General features: G+C 55.1%; 16 protein-coding genes and 1 other RNA gene. All 17 read left to right on the top strand.

What is annotated here, in order from left to right; all coding sequences use genetic code 11:
• Positions 1 to 46 precede the first annotated feature (46 nt).
• The 17 genes from N685_RS0115570 (at position 47) to N685_RS0115485 (ending at position 22,075) form a co-directional block, all read left to right on the top strand.
• Positions 47 to 841, top strand: a complete 795-nt coding sequence (locus N685_RS0115570) for a hydroxypyruvate isomerase family protein (RefSeq protein WP_031409858.1) — start codon at positions 47 to 49, stop codon at positions 839 to 841.
• A complete protein-coding gene (locus N685_RS0115565; protein WP_031409856.1) occupies positions 838 to 1,734 on the top strand; it encodes an NAD(P)-dependent oxidoreductase in 897 nt (298 codons plus the stop codon). The genes N685_RS0115570 and N685_RS0115565 overlap by 4 nt, the downstream gene beginning before the upstream one ends.
• Before the next feature lie 237 nt (positions 1,735 to 1,971).
• A complete protein-coding gene (locus tag N685_RS0115560) occupies positions 1,972 to 3,294 on the top strand; it encodes an FAD-binding oxidoreductase (protein ID WP_031409854.1) in 1,323 nt (440 codons plus the stop codon).
• Entirely contained in the window at positions 3,294 to 4,655 is a 1,362-nt protein-coding gene (locus N685_RS0115555; protein ID WP_156961400.1) for a (Fe-S)-binding protein, read from the top strand. The genes N685_RS0115560 and N685_RS0115555 overlap by 1 nt, the downstream gene beginning before the upstream one ends.
• A complete protein-coding gene (locus tag N685_RS0115550) occupies positions 4,652 to 6,100 on the top strand; it encodes an FAD-binding oxidoreductase (protein WP_031409850.1) in 1,449 nt (482 codons plus the stop codon). Before N685_RS0115555 ends, N685_RS0115550 begins: the two co-directional genes overlap by 4 nt.
• Positions 6,101 to 6,208: 108 nt before the next feature.
• Positions 6,209 to 8,392 carry a malate synthase G gene (locus tag N685_RS0115545; protein ID WP_031409849.1) on the top strand — a complete coding sequence of 728 codons (2,184 nt, stop codon included), beginning with the start codon at positions 6,209 to 6,211 and terminating at the stop codon, positions 8,390 to 8,392.
• 190 nt (positions 8,393 to 8,582) lie between these two features.
• Entirely contained in the window at positions 8,583 to 9,800 is a 1,218-nt protein-coding gene (locus tag N685_RS0115535) for an NAD(P)-dependent malic enzyme (protein ID WP_031409846.1), read from the top strand.
• Between the two features lie 6 nt (positions 9,801 to 9,806).
• The gene (locus tag N685_RS0115530; protein ID WP_031409844.1) at positions 9,807 to 10,595 is read left to right on the top strand and encodes a fumarylacetoacetate hydrolase family protein; all 789 of its coding nucleotides are present in this window, start codon (positions 9,807 to 9,809) and stop codon (positions 10,593 to 10,595) included.
• Positions 10,596 to 10,773: 178 nt separating this feature from the next.
• Complete coding sequence (locus N685_RS0115525) at positions 10,774 to 11,559, top strand: IclR family transcriptional regulator (RefSeq protein ID WP_031409842.1); 786 nt, start codon at positions 10,774 to 10,776, stop codon at positions 11,557 to 11,559.
• A gap of 204 nt (positions 11,560 to 11,763) precedes the next feature.
• Positions 11,764 to 14,040, top strand: coding sequence for a DEAD/DEAH box helicase (locus N685_RS0115520; RefSeq protein WP_031409840.1), 2,277 nt, complete (start codon positions 11,764 to 11,766; stop codon positions 14,038 to 14,040).
• Positions 14,041 to 14,094: 54 nt separating this feature from the next.
• Positions 14,095 to 15,360 (top strand): ribonuclease H-like domain-containing protein, encoded by a 1,266-nt coding sequence (locus N685_RS0115515; protein ID WP_031409838.1) that lies wholly within the window; start codon positions 14,095 to 14,097, stop codon positions 15,358 to 15,360.
• Positions 15,361 to 15,801: 441 nt separating this feature from the next.
• Positions 15,802 to 16,059 carry a spore coat protein gene (locus N685_RS0115505; protein ID WP_031409836.1) on the top strand — a complete coding sequence of 86 codons (258 nt, stop codon included), beginning with the start codon at positions 15,802 to 15,804 and terminating at the stop codon, positions 16,057 to 16,059.
• 235 nt (positions 16,060 to 16,294) lie between these two features.
• Positions 16,295 to 16,591, top strand: a complete 297-nt coding sequence (gene gpsB / locus N685_RS0115500; protein ID WP_031409834.1) for a cell division regulator GpsB — start codon at positions 16,295 to 16,297, stop codon at positions 16,589 to 16,591.
• Between the two features lie 99 nt (positions 16,592 to 16,690).
• Positions 16,691 to 17,088: RNase P RNA component class B (gene rnpB / locus N685_RS19215), an RNA gene on the top strand.
• 151 nt (positions 17,089 to 17,239) lie between these two features.
• A complete protein-coding gene (locus N685_RS0115495) occupies positions 17,240 to 18,382 on the top strand; it encodes a THUMP domain-containing class I SAM-dependent RNA methyltransferase (RefSeq protein WP_031409833.1) in 1,143 nt (380 codons plus the stop codon).
• Between the two features lie 121 nt (positions 18,383 to 18,503).
• Entirely contained in the window at positions 18,504 to 20,441 is a 1,938-nt protein-coding gene (locus N685_RS0115490) for an ATP-dependent DNA helicase (protein ID WP_031409831.1), read from the top strand.
• Positions 20,442 to 20,572: 131 nt separating this feature from the next.
• Complete coding sequence (locus N685_RS0115485) at positions 20,573 to 22,075, top strand: carboxypeptidase M32 (RefSeq protein WP_031409830.1); 1,503 nt, start codon at positions 20,573 to 20,575, stop codon at positions 22,073 to 22,075.
• Positions 22,076 to 22,080 lie beyond the last annotated feature (5 nt).

Genomic DNA, 22,080 nt, shown 5'->3' with positions numbered 1-22,080 from the left:
GTGAGGAGAATAACAAAAAAGAACAAAGGGGGGAAGGAGTCACAGGATGAAGTTTGCCATCAATGTATCGACCATGTTTACGGAGACGCCGTTTCTCGCCCGGTTTGCCAAGGCAAGGCAGCACGGATTTTCATTAGTAGAGTGCCAGTTTCCGTATGCGGCGGCGCCGGAGGCGATTGCTTGTGAGTTGGAAGCACACGAACTGTCGCTTCTGTTGATCAATTTGCCAGCGGGCGATTGGGAAAAGGGGGAGCGCGGACTCGCGATTTTTCCCGATCGTCATGAAGCGTTTCAGCGGGCGCTGGAAGAGGGGCTGCGCTATGCGGTTGAGCTTGGCGTGCCGCATCTTCATTGCATGGCTGGAGTTGTGCCGAAGGAGATGCCGCGCGAGCAGGCGAAGGAAACGTATATGCGCCGCATCGACGAAGCGGCTGCAGCGCTTGCGGTTCATGGGTTGACGCTGATGATTGAACCGATCAATCCGTTCGATATGCCCGGCTACTTTTTAACGGACATTGCCGAAGCAGCGGCGATCATCCGCGATCTCGGCCGGCCGAACATCAAGCTGCAGTATGACATCTATCATATGGCGCGGCTTGGCTTCGATGTGGCGGCCACGTTTGCTGCTTACGAGCCGCTCATTGCCCATGTCCAATTCGCCGATGCCCCCGGGCGGCATGAGCCGGGGACGGGGGCGCTGCCGTATCGCGAGATGTTCGCCTTTTTGCAAAAGCGCGGCTACAATGGAGCGATTGGTCTTGAGTACATTCCATCGCGGGAAAGCAGCGAAAGTTTGGTCTGGTATGAGGAATATCGTGGGCAGGAAGGAGGAGGACGATGACACGCGTCGGCTTTATCGGCTTGGGCGTGATGGGCTCGCGCATGGCCAGATGCCTGCTGGAAGCGGGATTCAATGTCACGGTGTACAACCGTACGCCAGAAAAAGCGGTTCCGCTTGTCAACCTTGGCGCCCGACAGGCGGCGACAGTGGCAGAACTGGCCGGCGGGGCGGATGTCATTTGCACATGCTTATCGATGCCGGATGATGTCATCAATGTCTATACAGGGGAAGGCGGCATTCTCGATGCGGCCCGTCCGGGAACGGTTTGCCTCGATTTTACAACCGTCGGCCCAAAGACGAGCCGGCTTGTGGCCGAACGGGCCCGTCAGCGCGGCGTCGCCTATTTGGATGCGCCGGTCAGCGGCGGGCCGGAAGGGGCGGAACAAGGAACGCTCACGATGATGGTCGGCGGCGATCAAGCGGCGTGGGAGCAGGTGCGCCCGCTGCTTGGCGCGTTGGGAAAAACGGTCGAATATTTAGGAGAAAGCGGCGCCGGCAGCGCAGCCAAAGCGATCAACCAGTACTTAGTCGCCGTCCATTCGGTCGCCGCGGCGGAAGCGATGGTCGCCGGCGTCGCTTACGGGCTCGACGCCGGGAAGCTGTATCGCCTATTAAAAGAAAGCTACGGAGACAGCCGGATGCTGCGCCGCCATATGGAGCAGTTCGTGCTGCCTCGTCGATTCACTCCTGGCGGGGCGGTGAAATACGTACATAAAGACGTGCGCTTGGCGAACGAGTTGATGGATGAAATCGGCCTCGGCCGCCGGCTCGGCATTCCAGCAGAAGAAGCGTTTGCCGAAGCCATCGCCGCCGGACTGGCCGATTTGGATATGTCAGCCGTCATCCAGCTGCTCGAGCAGCGGGTTGGAGTGGTGGTGAAAGAGACAGAATGAACAAAATGATCGTAAAATTAAAAAATCATTGAAAAAATGGGGACGCGATGATTTAATTAGAAGTAGGGGGGGCTGGCCCCAAAAGGTTGTTTGGGGCGAAACCGCCTGTCGATATGACGGGGATCAGAAAAGGTGTCCGATCCTCTCGGGACGCTCTTCCTGATGAAGAAAGCGGTTCGCTTTTTTTACAGATAAAAAGAAACGATGTTTCTTATTACGAAACAAAGGAGGGCGCTCATGCTTTCATTGGCATGGATTGAGGAGCTGCAGGCGTTTTTGCATCCGGAACAAATCAAACGGAATGAAACGTTCCATCCCCTTGGCAATGATGGGGCGGTGACGGTCTATCCACAAACAGAGGAAGAAATCGCTGCGGTGCTCCGCTATGCCGACCGCCATGGCAAAAAAGTCGCCATTGCCGGACGCGGCACAAAACGGGGGTTTGGCGGGCAGCGGGCGCAGGCGGACATCTTACTGTCGTTGGAACGCTATGCCGGCATTGTCGAACACGCGGCCGCCGATATGACGGTCACGGTCAAAGCAGGAACGGTGTTTGGCGAGTTGCAGCGCGCGCTCGCTCCGTATCGGCAAAAGGTCGCCTTGGACCCGTTTTGGCCGGAGGAAGCGACGATCGGCGGGGTCATTGCCGCGAACGACAGCGGTCCGAAGCGGCTCGGCTATGGGTCAGCGCGCGATTCGGTCATCGGGCTGCGCGTCGTCTATCCGGACGGCACGGTCATCCGTTCTGGCGGCAAAGTGGTGAAAAACGTCGCCGGTTATGACATGAACAAACTGTTTATCGGGGCGATGGGGACGCTCGGCGTGCTGAGCGAGATTACGTTCAAGCTCCGGCCGCTGGCGAAATATGAAAGCGTTGTGCTGTTGTCGTTCCCAAGCGGCGATCTTCATGACGTTCGCTCGTTCGCCGTTTCGTTCCTTGATACGATGATGGAGCCGGTTTGTTTTGAACTGCTCAACCCGGCGCTTGCCGAGCGGCTGACAGGACGACCGGTTTATACGCTTGTGATCGGGTTTGAAGATGTGGAAAGCGCCGTTCATTATCAAGAGCAGTGGGTCGAACGCCTGCGGCCGCAAACAGCGGAAATGGCCGTTTTCGCCGGCGCGGAGGCTTCCGCCTTTTGGCGGACGTTTTATACCGTGGCGCCAAACGGGCGTCTGGCGCCGGCAGAAAACGGTGTGGAAGCGGCAGTGAAAATCGGGGTTGTCAACTTGGATGTGCTCTCTGTCTTGCGAGAAAGCGCTTTAATTGCGGACCGCTGCCATGTCCGCCTCGAAGCGCACGGCGGTTTGGGCCATGGGCTTTGTCAGGCGTACGTGCGCGGCGGCGAAAAGGACGTGTTGACGGCGATCGAGGAGCTGCGTCAAACGGCAGTTCGCCTCGGCGGCTACGCGGTGGTGAAACATTTGCCGTTTTCGCTGCGCCAGCGCATCGATGTCTGGGGCGCCAAGCCATCGTACTTTTTCTTGCTTGAGGGCATCAAACGGAAAGTCGATCCAAACAAAACGGTCAACGATCAGCGCTTTATTGGGGGGATTTAATGATGAACGCCATGACAAGTGAGCGGACGGGCAGTCCGGCGTGTGCGACCGCGAGCCTTGGCAACTACCGGTTCGCCGATTTGCCCGACCCAAGCAAGTGGGCCGATTGCGTCCATTGCGGCATGTGTTTAGAGTCGTGCCCGACGTACGAACAAACCGGCCAGGAGCAGCACTCCCCGCGCGGCCGCGTCCATTTGATGAAGTCGGTCGGGGAAGGGAAGCTTGATTTAACGCCGGATTTGCTTGACCCGATTTTTACGTGCTTGGATTGCCGCGCCTGTACGACGGCTTGCCCGGCCGATGTCGACGTCGGCGGTCTGATTGAACAAGTGCGCGGCCAGCTTCGCCAGGCGGTGCCGCTTACAGGCTGGAAGGCGTTTGTCAGCGACTTTTTCTTAAAAGGGGTGTTCCCGCACCCGTCGCGCCTTGATTGGCTGGGCCGCTTGTTGAAGCTGTACCAAAAAAGCGGGCTGCAGACGGTGGCGCGCAAAACCGGATTGCTGCGGGTGATGCCGGACCATTTGGCGGAGATGGAGGCCGTTTTGCCCGAGGTCGGCACGCCGGTGCGGAAAAAGTATAAGCGCGCGCCGCTCATCAAGGCGAAGGGGGAAACAAAGCGGACGGTCGCGATCTTGACCGGTTGCGTGATGGACGTGATGTTTAGCGACATTAACGAGGCGACGATCCGTGTATTGGCGCGAAACGGCAACGACGTCGTCATCGTGCCGAACCAGACGTGCTGCGGGGCGCTTCATGTGCATGCCGGCGACCGCGAAACGGGCCGGAAGCTCGCCAAGCAAAACATCGAGGCGTTTCAGCATGTCGACCATGTCATTGTCAACGCCGCCGGCTGCGGCTGCATGTTGAAAGAATATCCGGAACTGTTCCGCGATGATCCGGAATGGCATGAAAAAGCAGAGCAATTTGCCGCCAAAGTCGAGGATGTGTCAAAGTTTCTGCATGATACCGGTTTTGAGCGGCCGCGAGCCGAACTGAACGTGCGCCTCACGTACCATGATGCGTGCCACCTTGCCCACGGCCAAGGCATCCGCCAAGAGCCGCGCGCCTTGCTTGAAAGCATTCCGGGGGTGGAAATGGTCGCCATGCCGAACGCCGACCGCTGCTGCGGCAGTGCGGGCATTTACAACATCACCCATCCGGAGATGGCGCAAGCGGTGCTGGAGAGCAAAATGCAACACGTGCCGCAAGAGGTGGAACTCATCTCGATGGGCAACCCGGGCTGCATGCTGCAAATGGCGCTTGGCGTCATGAAACATGGCCGAACCCAAAAAATCGTCCATACGGTGCAGCTGCTCGATTGGGCGTATCAAAAAGAAGAAGGGAAGGACGTGCGCATATGAGAAAGCGGCCGATTGCAACGAACGACCCGCACATTCAGGCGCTCGCCGGCATCGTCGGCGAAACGGCGATTTTGTACCGCAAGGAAGACTTGATCGCCTATGACTGCGACGGGTTCACCGTCCACCGCCATTTGCCAAGGGCCGTTGTCTTTCCAAACAGCACTGAGGAAGTGGCGGCAATCGTCAACTATTGCCATAAGCATGACCTTCCGTTTCTCGCCCGCGGCGCCGGCACGGGGCTAAGCGGCGGAGCGATTCCGTTAAACGGCGAAGTCGTCATCAGCTTAACGCGGATGAAGCGGCTGTTGCATGTGGACTTGGAAAATCGCCGCGCCGTTGTCGAACCGGGGTTTGTCAATTTGAAGCTGACGAACTCGGTCGCCCACCGCGGCTATTACTACGCGCCCGACCCGTCAAGCCAATATTGCTGCACGATCGGCGGCAACGTCGCGGAAAACGCCGGCGGCGCCCATTGCTTGAAATATGGGGTGACGACAAACCATATTTTAGGGCTTGAAGTCGTCTTGCCAACCGGCGAAGTGATTGAAATCGGCGGAAACGGCGTCCCCGATCCGCCCGGCTACGATTTGCTCGGGCTGCTGACCGGGTCGGAAGGGACGCTTGGCATCGTGACGAAAATTACCGTCCGCCTGTTGAAAAATCCCGAGGCGAAACAGACGGTGCTCGCTTATTTTGATGAAGTCGAAGACGCGAGCCAAACCGTTTCCGACATCATTTCCGCCGGGATTGTGCCGGCGGCGCTCGAGATGATGGATCAAACCGCCATCGAGGCGGTCGAAGCGGCCGCGTTTCCGGTGGGGCATCCGAAAGACATCGCCGCGCTGTTGCTCATTGAAGTGGATGGCATTTCCGCTGGAATCGACGAACAAATCAACGATATTTTAACGATTTGCCGCCGCCATCATGTGCGCGAAGTGAAAGTCGCTCAGTCAGAGGAAGAACGAGCCCGCTGGTGGGCGAATCGGAAAACCGGCTTTGGCGCCATGGGGGCGATTTCGCCTGACTATTTAGTGCAGGACGGCGTCATTCCGCGCAGCCGTCTGCCGGAAGTGCTGCGGGAAATCGCCGCGATCAGCCGCAGGTATGGACTGAGAATCGCCAACATTTTCCACGCCGGCGACGGCAATTTGCACCCGCTTGTGCTGTTTGACGCGAGCAAGCCTGGGGAGACGGAGCGGGCGCTTGCCGCCGGAAGCGAATGCCTCAAGGCGTGCGCGGCGGTCGGCGGATCGATTACAGGGGAACATGGCGTTGGCATTGAGAAAAAAGAAGAGATGCGCTTCATTTTCACTGATGAGGAAATTTTGGCGCAAACGGCGATCCGCGATGTGTTCAATCCGAAAAACTTGCTCAATGCCGGCAAGCTGTTTCCGACGCCGGGGCGGTGCGTCGAGACGAAACAAGCGCCGTCGACAGTCAAATGAAAATGTTGCAAAAACGATTGCCAGTCGTTTGCTTTCATGGTATCATCTTTTTAAGCCAATTAAGAAACAGTGTTTCTTAATAAGAAACAAGAGGGGGAGAAGAGAACGATGGGCGAATACGTACAAAAAGGCAACATTCAAGTCGCGAAAGTGTTGTACGACTTTGTCAACGAGGAGCTTCTGCCGAACAGTGGGGTGGATCAAGACAAGTTTTGGCGCGATTTCGGCGCGCTCATTGCCGATCTGACGCCGCGCAACAAAGAATTGCTCGCCCGCCGCGACGAAATTCAAAAACAATTGAATGAGTGGCATAAAGCGCATCGTGGCCGCTTTGATTTCAATGAATACAAATCGTTTTTGACAGACATCGGCTATTTGGAGCCGGAAGTGGAAGATTTCGAGATTACAACGGACAACGTGGACGACGAAATCACCGTGCAAGCCGGGCCGCAGCTCGTCGTGCCGCTGACGAACGCCCGCTATGCGTTAAACGCCGCCAACGCCCGCTGGGGCAGCTTGTATGATGCGCTTTACGGGACGGACGCCATTAGTGAAGAAGACGGCGCTGAGCGCGGTTCGTCATACAACCCGGTGCGCGGGGCGAAAGTGATCGCCTACGGGCGGCAGTTTTTGGATGAAGCGGTGCCGCTGGCGCAATATTCCCATAAAGACGCTGTCCAGTACGCCATTGTGGATGGGCAGCTCGTCGTGACCATCGAAGGAGGGGCAACGACAGGGCTCAAAGAGCCGGAAAAATTCATCGGCTTCCAAGGCGAGCCGCAACGCCCGACGGCGGTGCTGCTCAAAAACAACGGCCTTCATATTGAAATTCAAATCGACCGCGAACATCCGGTCGGCAAAACAGATCAAGCTGGCGTGAAAGACATCGTCTTAGAAGCGGCGGTGACGACGATCATGGACGGCGAAGATTCGGTCGCAGCTGTCGATGCCGAGGATAAAGTGGTCGTGTATCGCAACTTGTTTGGTTTGATAAAAGGTGATTTGACCGCGACGTTTGAGAAAAACGGAAAACTGTTGACGCGCACCTTGAATCCGGACCGCGTCTACAAAACGCCGGATGGCGGGGAGCTTGTGCTGCCGGGCCGCTCGCTCATGTTCGTGCGCAACGTCGGGCACTTAATGACAAACAACGCCATTTTGGATGCCAACGGTGAAGAAGTGCACGAAGGGATCATCGACGCGGTGATTACAAGCTTGATCATGAAACATTCGCTGATCGGCAACACCCGCTACTTGAACTCGCGCAAAGGCTCGATTTACATCGTCAAGCCGAAAATGCACGGGTCGGCGGAAGTGGCGTTTGCCAACGAGCTGTTTGACCGCGTCGAAGATTTGCTCGGCCTTGAGCGGAATACGATCAAAATCGGCGTGATGGATGAAGAGCGCCGCACGTCGCTCAACTTGAAAAACTGCATCTACCAAGTGCGCGACCGCATCGTGTTCATCAACACGGGCTTCCTTGACCGGACAGGCGACGAAATTCACACGTCGATGGAAGCCGGGCCGATGCGCAGGAAAAACGAGATGAAATCATCGACTTGGCTGCAGGCGTATGAAAAATCGAACGTCGCTGTTGGGCTTGCCGCCGGCTTCCGCGGCCGGGCGCAAATCGGCAAAGGAATGTGGGCGATGCCGGATTTGATGGCAGAAATGCTGAAGCAAAAAGGAGCGCAATTAAAAGCCGGCGCCAATACAGCATGGGTGCCGTCGCCGACAGCGGCCACACTTCATGCGCTTCATTACCATCAAGTGAACGTCGCCGCTGTGCAAAGCGAGCTGGCAAACGAACGACGCGATTACCGCGACGACATTTTGCAAATTCCGGTCGTCGACAACCCGCAATGGACGGCGGAAGAAATTCAAGAGGAGCTTGACAACAACTGCCAAAGCATTTTAGGCTATGTCGTCCGTTGGATCGACCAAGGGATCGGCTGCTCGAAAGTGCCGGATATCCACAACATCGGGCTGATGGAAGACCGGGCGACGCTTCGCATCTCGAGCCAAATTCTCGCCAACTGGCTCCATCACGGCATTTGCACGAAAGAGCAAGTGCTGGAAACGCTGAAGCGCATGGCGAAAGTCGTCGACGAACAAAACGCCGGCGATCCGAACTACCGCCCGATGGCGCCGAACTACGACGATTCGGTGGCGTTCCAAGCGGCATGCGATCTTATTTTCCTCGGCTACGAACAGCCAAACGGCTATACGGAGCCGATTTTGCACCGCCGCCGTCAAGAAGCAAAAGCGAAATTTGCCGCCATTCAGCAGTAAATGCCGAAAGCTGTATAAGGAACAAGGAATGGATGACCTTGTTCCTTCTTATCTACTTTGGTCAGAAAATTAAGAAAATAAAACAAAGAAAGGAGGCAGCTCCTAGTTACTACTGGCCGGTTGTTCAGTGCAAAGCAGCACAAAAGGCGGTACAACGGAATAGGGGAAGGCTAGTAGCTAGGGATCAGTGATGGAACATTTGCGAGAACGAGCGTTGCTTGTCCATCGGCAGGCAAGAGGAAAGCTGTCAGTTGAAGTGAAAGTGCCGGTCGTGAATGCCAATGATTTAAGTCTCATTTATTCGCCGGGAGTGGCTGAACCGTGCAAAGAAATTTACGTCGACCAAGATGAAATGTACAACTACACCGTGAAAGGCAATTTCGTCGCGGTAGTTTCCAACGGCACAGCGGTGCTTGGGCTTGGCAACATTGGCGCGCGGGCGGCGCTTCCGGTCATGGAAGGGAAAGCCGCTTTGTTTAAAGCGTTTGCCGGCATTGATGCCGTGCCGCTTTGCCTCGATACCGAAGATCCGGATGAGTTTATTCAGGCGGTCAAGTTGCTTGAACCGACGTTTGGCGGCATCAACTTGGAGGACATCGCCGCTCCGGCCTGCTTTGTCATTGAAGAGCGCCTCCGCCAAGAGATGGCGATCCCGGTGTTTCACGATGATCAGCATGGCACGGCGATTGTCGTGGCCGCCGGGCTGACGAACGCCTTGAAAGTGGTTGGCAAACCGCTTGCCGATTGCCGGGTGGTCATCAACGGCGCCGGCGCCGCCGGGGTGGCGATCGCCAAATTGTTGCTGTCGATGGGGGTTGGTGAACTGATCGTTTGCGACACAAAAGGAGCGATTTATGAAGGGCGCCCGCATGGGATGAACGTCATCAAGGAAGAAATTGCCCGGCAAACGAACCACCGCCGTATCTCCGGGACGCTTGCGGACGTCATTCACGGCGCGGATGTGTTTATCGGTGTCTCGGTCGCCGGGGCGTTGACGCCGGCGATGGTTCGGACGATGAACCGCGAGGCGGTCGTATTCGCTTTGGCCAATCCGGTGCCTGAGATCATGCCGGATGAGGCGAAAGCCGCTGGGGCGGCCATTGTCGCGACCGGCCGGTCGGATTTGCCGAACCAAGTGAACAACGTGCTGGCGTTCCCTGGCATTTTTCGCGGCGCGCTCGATGTGCGGGCGACGCAAATTAATGAGGCGATGAAGATTGCCGCTGCCAAAGCCATCGCCGGGTTGATCCGGCCGGAAGAGCTGACGGAAGAGTATGTCATCCCGAATCCGTTTGACCGGCGCGTCGTCGAGGCGGTCGCTTCCGCCGTCGCCCGCGCCGCCATGGAGACCGGGGTGGCTCGAGTCAAGGAAAAAGCTGAGGAACAAAATCGGGTCAGAGAGGGGTAGCCATCGATGAAATTTGCCCGTTTTCTTGCCGACGGCGCCATTCGCGCCGGTGTGGTAAACGGTGAAGTGATCCGCGAAATCGAAGGAAATATGTTTACCGCTTGGGATTATACGGGAAACGTCTTTCACTATGATCGCGTTTCGCTCGCGGCGCCGCTTGTCCCGCGCCATGTGATCGGCATTGGCGCCAACTATGTGGCCTCCAGTGAACAGCTGCCGGTGGAACTGCCAGATATTCCTGTCTTTTTCTTTAAACCATCCTCGTCGGTCGTCGGGCCGGAAGCGGAGGTGGTCATTCCGAGCGGGATTGGTGAAGTGAAATTTGAATCCGAGCTGGCGGTTGTGATCGGCCAAGAGGCAAAGCAGGTGAGCGAAGAGGACGTGTGGTCGTATATTTTCGGCTATACAGTCGCCAACGATGTCACCGCGCCACAGTTTTTCCACCCGGATGGCCATTGGACGATCGGCAAATCGTTTGATACGTTCACTCCGCTCGGCCCCGTGATTGAAACAGAGTTTGATCCGCGAACCGTATCGGTGAAAGCGCGGGTGAACGGCGAGGAAAAGCAAAACAGTCCGACCGGGCTGATGATCATTTCGCTCAGCAAAATGATTTCGTATTTGTCCCATGTCATGACGCTGCAGCCGGGCGACGTCATTTTGACGGGAAGCCCGGTCGGCGCCGAGCTTGTCGGCCCGGGGACGGTGGTGGAGTGCGAGGTGGACGGCATCGGCATGCTCCGCAATACGTTCGTTGCCGCCCAAACGCCGGCCGTTTCCATCCGACGTTCATAACGAACATGCGGCATCCTTGGGCCAAACACGGCATCAGGCGCGTCCTGATGGTGAATGCGTCCCGTCCGTTAAGGCGGCGCTGCCGTTGCCATGCGCGCCGGTGTGGCTCTTTTTGCCTGCAAAAGCCCGGCCGTTCGTGTATAATGGCGAGCGGAGAGAATCAATCGAGGTGAAAGTAATGGAAAAGGAAAACACGGTCAAATCGGTCCGCCGGGCGTTGCAAATTATCGAAATCGTCAGCACGAAAAAGGATGGGCTGGGTGTGACGGAAATCGCCAAGCAAATGGACATCAACAAAAGTTCGGTATACCGTATTTTAACGACGCTTGCCCAATACGGCTATATCGAACAACATCCGGAAACGGAGCGGTACAAGCTTGGCTACAAGTTTTTGGAGCTCAGCTCGAAGCTGCTTGATTCGATCGATTTGCGCCAGGAGGCGAAGCCATATTTGCGCCAGCTCGAAAAAGAAACGAATGAGGTGATCCACCTCGTCGTCTATGACCAGGGGGAAGTCATTTATATTGAAAAATTGGAAGGGACGGAGACGTTGCGCATGCATTCGAAAGTCGGCAAGCGGGCTCCGATGCACTGCACGGCGGTTGGCAAGGCGATTTTGGCCCATTTGCCGCCAGCGGTGGCTTCGGAGATCATTGAACGGAAAGGACTGCCGAAGCATACCGATCGGACGATCACCAGCCGTGAGGCATTTTTCCGTGAGCTTGAGACTGTTCGGCAAAACGGATATGCGCTTGATTTGGAAGAAAACGAGTACGGCATCCGCTGTGTTGCTGTTCCGATTTTTGATTATACTGGCAGCGTCGTCGCGGCGATCAGCGTTTCCGGCCCAACGATCCGCATGACGGACGACCGTATCACAGCGCTCGCTGTGCGCATGCGCCAGATCGGCAAAGAACTGTCAGCAAGACTCGGCTATCGTGGAGCCCATTCCGTCCAGCTGTAGCGGCTGGACGGTTTTTGTGCGAAGAAGAATGGCCAACAGGCCGCCCGGCCCATGTGGACGCCGCCTTGGCGGGGAAGATGGGGGGAAGGCATCCTTTTTCCCAAACCGTTCAAATACAATGGAAAAGGACTGCCTCCTCGTGGGTGTTTTTTGTAGTGAAAACAGATGGAATGTATGTACAATAGAAGCGAGGTGATATGTGACGTGAAAAAACAGACGCTTTCGGAATGGATGGAACAGCTTCGCCAAGATCCGAATGTCGTGTATTGGCATGAAATCGAACCGAAAGAAGCGAATTTCGCGCCGTTTCCAGATGGACTTGATCCGCGCCTGCGCGCGGCGCTGGAGGTTCGCGGCATCGGCGCGTTGTATACGCACCAGGCCGCAGCATACAAGGCCGTGCAAAGCGGACAAAACATCGTAGCCGTTACACCGACCGCTTCTGGGAAAACGCTTTGCTACAATTTGCCGGTTCTTGATGCCATTGCTAAAGAGCCATCGAGCCGTGCTCTGTATATCTTTCCAACGAAAGCGCTCGCGCAAGATCAAAAAAACGAATTAAACGAGATCATCGCCAAGATGGGAGTGCCGATTTACAGCCATACATACGACGGCGACACGGCGCCGGCGCTGCGGCAAAAAATCCGTCAGGCAGGCCATATTGTCATCACCAACCCAGACATGCTCCATACGGCCATTTTGCCGCACCATACGAAATGGATTTCTCTTTTTGAACAGCTGCGCTACGTCGTCATTGATGAGCTGCATACATACCGGGGCGTGTTCGGCAGCCATGTGGCGAACGTCATCCGCCGCTTAAAGCGCATTTGCGCCTTTTACGGGAGTCGACCGACGTTTATTTGCGCCTCGGCGACGATCGCCAATCCGAAAGAGTTGGCGGAGCGACTGATTGGCGAACCGGTGACGCTTATTGACAACAACGGGGCGCCGCGCGGGCGGAAATATTTCGTGTTTTACAATCCGCCGGTTGTCGAGCGGACGATGAACATCCGCCAAAGCGCGACAAAAACGGCCGTGGAGCTCGCAAGACAGTTGCTTGTCAACCGTATTCCGACGATCGTTTTCGCGCGCAGCCGTGTCCGTGTGGAGTTGATTTTAAGTCGCTTGCAGGCGGCAGTGAATGAACGGATCGGCGAAACGACGATCCGCGGCTACCGCGGCGGCTACTTGCCAAACGAGCGGCGCGCCATTGAAAAAGGGTTGTGCAGCGGCGAAGTTATTGGAGTGGTCAGCACGAATGCGCTCGAGCTCGGCGTTGACATCGGTCAATTGCAAGCGTGCATCTTAACAGGGTATCCGGGAACGATCGCCAGCACGTGGCAGCAAGCCGGACGCGCCGGCCGGCGCCAAGACGATTCGCTCGTTGTCATGATCGCAAGCGCAAGCCCCCTTGATCAATACATCATCTCCCATCCGGAATACTTTTTTGCCCGTTCGCCGGAGACGGCGCGCATCAACCCGGACAATCTGCTCATTTTGGTCGATCATCTCAAATGTGCCGCCTATGAGCTTCCGTTCCGGCGCGGCGAGACGTTCGGCGGCGTTGAGGTCGAAGAGGTGCTCGATTTTTTGGCTGAGCAAGGGGTGCTCCACGAACGTGCTGGGCGTTGGCATTGGATGAGCGACGCATTTCCGGCGCATGATATCAGCTTGCGCTCCGCGGCGCAGGAAAACGTCGTCATCATTGATATTTCTGACACCGCCCGCCATCGCGTCATCGGTGAAATGGACCGCTTCAGCGCGATGACGCTGCTTCACGACGAAGCGATTTATTTGCACGAAGGAACGCAATACCAAGTCGAAAAGCTCGACTGGGAGGAGAAAAAGGCGTACGTCCGCCAAGTCGATGTCGAATATTTCACCGATGCGAATTTGGCGGTGCAGCTTGAGGTGCTGTCAGAAGACCGGAGAGAGGCATACGGATCCATGACGGTGCATTACGGAGATGTATCGGTTCGGGCGATGGCGACGATTTTTAAAAAGATCAAGCTGTCGACATTTGAAAATATCGGTTCCGGGCCGATTCGGCTTCCGGAGGAAACGCTTCATACATCGGCCGCGTGGATCGAATGGGAGGCGGTGCCGCCGCGCTTTTCCTCGGCGCTGTTTGAGCAATTGCTGATTGGCATCGCCAATGTGCTTGGTCATCTCGTGCCGGTGTTTGTCATGTGCGACCGCTCTGACGTTCACGTCGTGCCGCAGCTTAAGGCGCCGCATTCTGGACGGCCGACGATTTTCCTTTATGATCGCTATCCAGGCGGAGTCGGCCTGTCGGAGGCGGTATTTGAACAGTGTGAAGAGATCATGGAGCGCGCGAAGGAATGGGTTGAACGTTGCCCGTGTGCGGACGGGTGTCCATCATGCATCGGTGTTTCGGGCGCCAACGGATTGTCAGTGAAACGCGAGCTTGTTATGTTTTTACACGAACAGACTGTCGATCGAACGGGTCCATCGATTTAGGGGAATGATGTACAATGCGATGGAGTCGGCGTCGACAAAAGGAGGGTCGAACGGATGAAGCCGAAGTTGGCGCAATGGAAACAATTGCTTGCCGCCCGGCATAAAAAGGAGAACGATGAAGAAAAAGAAGAAGAGAAACCGGGCGGGCAGCCTGTGACGGACGTGCCGTATGCCGACGTTTGGCGGGAGTACGGCGCCAAGCCGCATTGGTTTGCCGGTGATTACTGCCTCATTCGGGAAACGGTGTATCCGCTTGACTATCAGCACGGCCGCTATCGGCTCGGAGCGCTGTATGAGGTGCACGAAAGATGGCAGGAGGCGCCGTTTTCCCATCCGCTCTCCTGCCGCGGCTTTGCCGTTAGCGACTTATTCTTTTTTGATACAGAAACGATGGGGCTTTCAAGCGGAGCGGGGAACATCATGTTTTTGCTTGGCCATGCCCGCGTGCTTGGCGACCGCATCGTTGTCCGCCAGCACGTTTTGCCGCATCCGGGGGCGGAAGCGGCGCTCTATCAAAGTTTTTTGTCCGATGTCGATTATACGACCCTTGTGACCTATAACGGAAAAGCGTTCGACTGGCCGCGTCTGAAAACGCGCCATGCCCTCATCCGCGATAGGGTGCCAAAATTGCCGGCGTTCGGCCATTTTGATTTGTATCATGCCGCCCGCCGCTTATGGAAAGAGAAATTGGATTCGCTGCGCCTGACGGAAGTCGAGCGGCACATTCTCCATGTCGAGCGTGACGATGATGTGCCAGGCTTTTTGGCGCCGATGATGTACAAGGAGTTTTTGCAAACCCCTCATCCAGACCGGCTCATGCCAGTATTGCGCCATAACGAGCGCGACGTGTTGTCGCTCATTGCTCTCTACATTCACTTATCCGTTCAGTTGCTTGAAGCGGATCGGCTCGCTGACCTACAGGAGCAGTTGGCCGCCGCCCGTTGGTTCGAAGCGGTCGGGGAAACAGCGGCTGCTAGAGGGGTGTACGAGGGAGCAAGCGGCAAAGAAGCGAAGGAAGCGCAGGCGGCGAAATGGCAGCTTTCGCTTTTGTATCGAAAGGACAAACGGTACGAAGAAGCTGCTCTCCTTTGGCGCGACTTATTTGTTCACGGAAATGGCTATTGGAAGGCGAAGGCCGGGCTTGAACTGGCGAAGGTGTATGAACATTATTTCCGGGATGCGGCGGAAGCGTACCGCTATGCCGCTATGGCGTATGAAGCGTGGCGATCGCTCGCGAAACGGAGCCGGCAGCATAGTGAAAAAGAAGAGGCGGAATGGCGCAAACGGCTCGTGCGGCTTGAACGCAAAAGGAATAAATGAGCGTCCGCCCATTTCCCTGGCAAGCGCAAAATGTGACAGAAAACGAAAACATTTCGTCTTTTTGTTGAGAATCTTGTAGAAAAAAGAAAAAATGTGTACAATGGCATCGGAATCAATGAAAACGATGGCAGGGAGAAGAAGACGATGCGGAGCATGTACAAGAAAATTTTGTATCTCTTTTTTATTGTCGTCGGTTTGACGTTTGTCGTGTTCAATTATGTATATTGACGAATGGCGAGACATCCCGCAACACATAACGGCTTCAAAAAGACGAACGACGATGCCAAAACATCCGAAGCACCGGGGGGCGGGAGAGCCGGCAGATTGTTGGCGCCAAATGGCTGCTCAAAATGGGTGTCTATACTAGTACGAGTCCGCTCCGTTCATCATAGGCTAGTATTGTCAAGCAACAGCCTAAATTGATGAAAGGAGAGGTATGTTATGCATTGTCTGCCGAATGTAACGGCGCCAATCGTTCATCCGCCTCGCTGCAACGTTTTGCATCACTTCGAAGCAACGGTTGTGCCGCATATTCATCCTTCGCATACGACACATGTTTATCATCACCTGTATGAACATCAACATTATTTCCCGCATACGGAATCGGCGGTGGCTCAGGTTGCCAATCGCCATCTGTACTGCCCGGGTCCGGGGCCGATGCCAGGGTTGGCTCCGTTTCCGCCGTTTCCGTTGCGATAGTAAGGACCAAAAACAGAAGCCGCTTTGTCGGCTTCTGTTTTTTACGGATGGAAAACAATAGAAGCCAGCAGTGCTTGGCTCGGAGGACGGCGTTTCGGCGCCGTCGGGAAGTCTGCCTGGGCGTCATATAGCTTCCCGCTTGATGCGGCAAGCCAACCATCAATTGACAACCGGCTGAATTTCTGAAAAAATAAAGAGAAGATGATTGTTGAATGCGGATTGAGGTGAAAAAACGATGTCAGCCCATCAGGTGAAACTGACGCCAAAAGACATTTTGGAAAAGGAATTTAAAGTAAGCATACGGGGGTACAATCAAGACGAAGTGGATCAATTTTTGGATCTCGTCATTAAAGATTATGAAGCATTTCAGCAGGAAATTGACGAGCTGCGCCAAGAAAACGCTCGGCTGAAACGGCAAGTCGAGGAGCTGCAAAAACGGCCGACGATGTCGGCGGGAACGACGAACTACGATATTTTGCAACGCCTTTCCAACTTGGAAAAACACGTATTTGGCCGGAAATTGTACGAGTGAGCAGCTGGTCGGAACGAAATCGGTGTCGATTTACCGATTTTTTCTCCTTGATTCCTGTGACCAAATCGATTATACTGTAAGATGCTTGCAGCGTTAATCATGTTCGGGTAATCGCTGCGGCCGGTTTCGGCCGTAGAGGAAAGTCCATGCTCGCACGGTGCTGAGATGCCCGTAGTGTTCGTGCCTAGCGAATCCATAAGCTAGGGCAGTCTGGCTTCGGCTGGGCTGACGGCGGGGAAAGAACCTACGTCCGCTATGCGGATATGGTTCGATTACCCTGAAAGTGCCACAGTGACGCAGCTCTAAGGGAAACCTTAGAGGTGGAACGCGGTAAACCCCACGAGCGAGAAACCCAAATGATGGTAGGGGCACCTTCCCGAAGGAAATGAACGGAGGGAAGGACAGGCGGCGCTCGCTGCCTGTAGATAGATGATTACCGCCGGAGTACGAGGCGAAAGCCGCTTGCAGTACGAAGGTACAGAACATGGCTTACAGAACATGATTAACGCGGTGGTTAGAACCGTGAAAAGCCCTCCTGCAGGAAGGAGGGCTTTTCCATTTCTTTTTGCGGTTTTTTCGCTGTCATGGCTATAATGAGGAGTAGAGAAACGGAGTTTGTACATACGTCTGTCAGATAGGGGGAACATAATGACTTCATTTTCGTTGATTGCCACGGCCGCGATGGGGCTCGAATCGGTCGTCGCGGAAGAAGTGCGCCGGCTTGGCTACGACTGCCGAGTGGAGAACGGCAAAGTGACGTTTGAAGGCGATGCGCTCGCCATTTGTCGGGCCAACCTTTGGCTGCGCGCCGCTGACCGTGTGAAGCTGAAAGTCGGCGAGTTTCGGGCGACGACATTTGAGGAGTTGTTTGAGCAAACGAAGGCGTTGCCGTGGGCCGATTATTTGCCGAAAGACGCCGCGTTTCCGGTGATCGGCAAGTCGGTCAAATCCACACTGTTCAGCGTTTCCGACTGTCAAGCCATTGTGAAAAAGGCAGTCGTCGAAAACTTAAAAGCGCGCTATCATTTGTCGTGGTTTCCGGAAACCGGCCCGCTGTATCGGATTGAGGTGGCGCTTCACAAAGATATCGCGACGTTGACGATCGATACAAGCGGCGCCGGGCTGCATAAGCGCGGCTATCGCGTTCGTCAAGGGGAGGCGCCGCTAAGAGAGACGCTCGCCGCTGCTTTAGTGCTGCTCACCAACTGGACTCCAGAACGTACATTCGTAGATCCGTTTTGCGGGTCGGGCACGATTGCCATTGAGGCGGCGCTGATCGGGCAAAACATCGCCCCCGGGTTTAACCGTGACTTCGTTTCTGAACAATGGCCGTGGATCGGAGAAGATTTATGGGAGAAGGCGCGCGGGGAAGCAGAAGAGAGGGCCCGTTATGACCAGCCCTTAGATATTGTCGGCATCGATGCCGATCCGCAGATGGTGGAAATCGCCAAGGCGAACGCAGCGGAGGCGGGGCTTGCGGATTTGCTGTCGTTTCGAGTCGGGCGGGCTGAGCAGTTTCGTACTGCTCAACAATACGGAGTGATCGTCGGCAACCCGCCATATGGTGAGCGGCTCGGTGAACGGCGGGAGGTTGAAGCGCTCTATCGCGCCATCGGTCGCACCTTCACCGCCTTGGATACGTGGTCGGTGTACATTTTAACCGCCCACCGCGGTTTTGAAACGCATTACGGCCGTCCGGCGACGAAGCGGCGCAAATTGTTTAACGGCTTTATTGAAACGCATTACTACCAGTACTGGGGCCCGCGGCCGCCGCGCGAAGCTAAAAGTTGACTTCTTGACGGCCATCGATCATAATATTGTCTTGTTACTAGGGATCGAGCGCGCAACAAGAGTGTTGCGCGCTTCTGCATGATAGGCGGGGGAGTTTATGCCAATTGGAGGGGTGGCGACGATGAGTCGTGAGCGTTATCCGTTTGTTGTAGAAAAACATGAAAACTTTTTTGATAAGTTGAGCCAGTGGATCGGCGATGTTTTTTATGACATTTTGCCGGAAGCCGGTTTTGAGCTGCGCGATGAGCAAATTTATATGGCGTTTCAGCTTGAGCGGGCGTTTCGCGAGAAAAAGGTGATCTTTGCTGAAGCGGGGGTCGGGACGGGAAAAACGATCGTCTATTTGCTGTATGCGATTTGTTACGCCCGCTATACTGGCAAACCGGCCATCATCGCCTGCGCCGATGAGACGTTGATTGAGCAGCTTGTCAAAAAAGAAGGGGATATCGCGAAGCTGTCGAACGTACTGGGGCTTGAGATCGACGTTCGATTGGCGAAATCGCCGGATCAATATTTATGTTTGAATAAACTGGAAGAAGTAACGACGTATGATGATGACGACATCGAGCTGTACGAGCGAATTTACGATGAACTTCCGTCCTTTGTCCACGACAACAAACCCATGCAATCGTTTTATCGCTACGGCGACCGAAAAGAATACGCCTATCTGACCGATGAACAGTGGAAAAAAATCGCTTGGGATCCGTTTCAAGACTGTTTCACGTGCGAAAAGCGGCATCGCTGCGGCCAGACGCTTTGGCGCGACTATTATCGGAAGGCGACGGATTTAATCGTCTGCTCGCACGATTTTTATATGGAACATGTTTGGACGTATGAAGCGCGCAAGCGGGAAGGCCAGCTGCCGCTGTTGCCGGAAGCGAGCTGTGTTGTATTTGACGAAGGGCATTTGTTAGAGTTCGCTGCGCAAAAGGCGTTGACCTATCGAATGAAAGAGACGACGCTTGAGACGTTGCTGACACGGCTTCTTGAAAACGACATCCGCGAAGAGCTCGCCTATTTAATTGAGGAGACGCTGGAGACGAGCGTGCGCTTTTTTGATGAGCTGAAAGCGTGCGCGAAAGAGGTTCCCGGTTCGAATCGGAAAGAAATTTTGCCGTCGCCGCGCCTTGAGCAATGGGCGAAGCGGCTGCGCGGCCAAATGGTCGAAATCGGCAACGAGCTTGTGTTTGAAAGCGAGACGTATACGATCGATCATTATCAGCTGAACATTGTGGATGAATATTTGGACCAAATTCAGTATTCACTCGACTTGTTTCTGACAAACGCCGATGCCATTACGTGGCTTGAGTCGTCGCGTCAAGAGGCGACGTTTGTCGTCATGCCGCGTACGGTTCAGGAAGTGCTGCGCGAAAAAGTGTTCAGCAAACGCATGCCGTTTGTCTTTTCATCGGCAACACTATCAAACGGAAAATCATTCCAATATATAGCGCAAAGTTTAGGCATCGATGACTATTTGTCGTTCAGCGTGCCGTCGCCGTTTGATTATGACGAACAGATGGCGATTTATATGCCGACGTTCCGCGCGGACGAGACGCTGTTTGCCAAAAAGTACGAGTATGCGCTCAACAAGCTGCGCGAAACCGGAGGGCGGGCGCTCCTTTTGTTCCCGACGCGCGAGGAGCTGCTCGAGTTCAAAGAAGCGGCTGCTGGCGAACCGTTTTCGTTTTTGTTTGAAGGCGACCGCGAAATCAGCGATTTGGTCGCCGAGTTTCAGCGCAACGAAGAGACGGTGCTTTGTTCGGAACATTTATGGGAAGGGCTTGACATCCCGGGGCCGTCGCTTTCAAACGTCATCATTTGGTCGCTGCCGTATCCGCCGAACGATCCGGTGTTTCAGGCGAAGCGAAAAGCGTATCGCAATCCATTTTGGGACGTCGATGTGCCGTATATGTTGCTTCGCCTTCGCCAAGGGGTCGGACGGCTCATCCGCACGCGCGACGACCGCGGCATCGTTTCCATTTTCGTCACCGACCGGGAAGATGAACGCGTCATTGCGGCGATCAAAGACGTGTTGCCGACAACGGTGAGGGGAGAATAAGATTCTCCCCTCCTTGTTCATTTTGGGCCGAGTGGGCCGAGCACAACATTTCACCATTGGCAAGCAGGAAAAAGGCGGTTCATGATGGAAATGATGATGTGCCGACGAAATACATAGGGGGACTGAGCGCGATGAAGCAGATCAAAAAGCAGTTTTTGCAATATGTCAAAAAAATGATGGGCTACCGCGAAGCGATTGGCCTCATGTACTGGGATTTGCGGACGGGCGCTCCGAAAAAAGGGGTGGAGCAGCGGTCCGAAGTCATCGGCATGCTTTCGGAAGAAGTGTTTCGCATGTCGACATCGGAAGAAATGGCGGCGTTTATCGCCAAGCTGTCGCCGCAGGGCGTTTACGAACAGCTTGATGAAGTGACGCAGCGCACCCTCGATGAGTGCAAAAAGGAATATGAGCGCAATAAAAAAATTCCCGCCGATGAGTATAAGGAATACGTCATTCTTTGTTCCAAAGCGGAAAGCGTTTGGGAGGAGGCGAAGGCAACCGCTGACTTCGCGCTGTTTCGGCCGTATTTGGAGCGCATCGTCGAGTTTCAGCGCCGCTTTATCGGCTATTGGGGATATGAAGGGCATCCATACAACACACTGCTCGATCAGTATGAGCCGGGCATGACGGTGGAGCTGCTTGACGAATGGTTCGGCCAATTGCGCGAACGCATCGTTCCGCTTGTGCAGGCGGTTTCCTCAGCGCCGGACAAGCCGGACACGTCGTTTTTGTTCGCTCCGTTTCCGAAAGAAAAACAGCGCGCCTTTTTGCTGGAGTTGCTTGTGGAACTCGGTTACGATTTCGGCAAAGGGCGGCTTGATGAGACGGTCCACCCGTTTGCGATCGGGCTGAATCCGAACGATGTTCGGATTACGACGCGTTACGACGAGCGCGACTTCCGCACCGCGATCTTTGGCACGATCCATGAGTGCGGCCATGCGCTGTATGAGCAGCACATTTCCGAGGCGTTCATCGGCACGCCGCTTGCGGGCGGGGCGTCGATGGGCATTCATGAATCGCAGTCGCTTTTTTTTGAAAATATGATCGGACGCCACTACGCGTTTTGGAAGCGGCTCTACCCGCGCCTCCAGCAATACGCGCCCGCACAGTTTGCCGGCGTGTCTCTGGACGCGTTTTACCGGGCGATCAATGAAGCGAAGCCGTCGCTCATCCGCATTGAAGCCGACGAATTGACGTATCCGCTTCATATCATCATTCGCTATGAAATCGAAAAACAACTGTTTGCGGGCGAGATTGAAGCGGCGGACTTGCCGGATGTCTGGAATGAGAAGTATGAACAATATCTCGGCATCCGTCCGCACAATGATGCGGTCGGCGTGCTGCAGGACGTTCATTGGTCGGGCGGCAGCTTCGGCTATTTCCCGTCCTATGCGCTCGGCTATATGTATGCGGCGCAGTTGAAGCGAGCGATGGAGAAGGAGCTCGATTTGGCGCAGCTGCTTGAGGAAGGAACGATTGCGCCGATCCGTGAATGGCTGACGGACCGCATTCACCGATTCGGCAAAACGAAGAAGCCGCTCGACCTTGTGCGCGACGCGACGGGCGAACCGCTCAAAGCCGATGACTTGATTCAGTATTTAGAAGAAAAATATAAGGCGCTTTATCGATTATAAATTAT

This window comes from Geobacillus vulcani PSS1 (genome assembly GCF_000733845.1).
GTDB lineage: Bacteria > Bacillota > Bacilli > Bacillales > Anoxybacillaceae > Geobacillus > Geobacillus vulcani.
Note: the sequence above shows the minus strand (reverse complement) of the source record. Positions and strands in the feature narration are given on the sequence as shown.